The 1,270-nt window shown below is 39.5% G+C and carries 1 protein-coding gene; it reads right to left on the bottom strand.

Annotated elements, in window-relative coordinates:
- Positions 1–96 precede the first annotated feature (96 nt).
- Positions 97–1,270 (bottom strand): ABC transporter permease (locus E1176_RS00865; RefSeq protein WP_155208703.1); only part of this gene is annotated, 1,174 nt, incomplete at its 5' end.

The raw sequence follows: 1,270 nt of genomic DNA, 5'->3' as shown, positions 1-1,270 counted from the left end.
GACGAAGGAAGAATCTTACTAAGTATATCAAATGGTGACATTTTGTTAGTAAGATCCTTCGCATATTCAGGATGACTCACATTTTGAGTCGGATTCCTATTCACATTTCAACGTTTCAGCCGGTTGTTGTCTCGCTGTTTTAAGTGCATGGTATGCTATGGTAAGACAAGCAATAATCACTATCAAACCTGCCGTAAAAATAAATGTAGTCACACCTACAGATATTCGATAAGCAAAAGAAGACAGCCAGTCGTTGATGATATAAACCGTAATAGGAATTGAAACCAAAAGGGATATCCCAATTAATTGAAGGTATTCTTTAGATAATAACAAAAGTAACTTACGCTCAGAGGCACCAAGTACTTTTCTAATGCTTATCTCTTTAGTTCTGTTTTGCATATTAAGTGAAGCTAAAGCAAATAACCCCATACAGCCAATCAAAATTGCCAGTCCAGTAGCAATGCTCACGACCGTACCCAGGTTTTGCTCTTGTCTGTATTGAGACGCCAGTGTTTGGTCTACAAACGTATACTGAAACTCTTCATCAGGGTTAATTTTAGTCCAAACGCTTTCTACTTTCTCAATTACATCAGGAATATGATTACCATCTGCTCTTACCATCAGCTTTGGCAGTGGGTTACTTCCGATGCCTATATTTTCAATACCACTGGCCAGTACCATTGGATCCATCACCATCACAAGAGGAGTCACTGCTCCATGCAAGCTATTGTAATTAAAATTACTTACAACGCCTATTACTTCATGGTCACCAAAATTACTCCCAGGCAATTGCTTACCAATGGCATCTGCCCAACCAAAACTTTCTACAAAAGCTTCATTTACAATAACCGAACGTCTTTTATCTGCAGGGCTGTCGTTGAAACTGCGGCCAGCGACAACCTCCATTTTCATGGCTGGAACATAACTTTCATCAACCACAAGCATATCAAAAGTGCGATACTTATCATTTGTGTCAGTAAATCCGATATTGGTCCACCCACCAGTGCCGAAAGTATGGTTAGCAACCGCTACGTGCTCAATGGTCGGTTCTTTTTGTAGTTCACTTTTAAATAAAGTGGCCTTTTCAAAACCATTATTTATTCTATCCATCAGCCCATCTCCTTGGTTTACATTGAGTTGAGCTACGAGTACACGAGATTTATCAAAGCCGAGATTCTTGTTTTGTAAAAAATTAAGCTGCTTTTGCATGAGCAAGGTTGTGCTTATCAGGAAAGTCGTGAGCACAAACTGCAGAGCTACCAGACTATTC

Origin of the sequence: Fulvivirga aurantia, assembly GCF_009711475.1 — a bacterium.
GTDB lineage: Bacteria > Bacteroidota > Bacteroidia > Cytophagales > Cyclobacteriaceae > Fulvivirga > Fulvivirga aurantia.
This window is presented reverse-complemented; position numbering and strand designations above follow the sequence as displayed.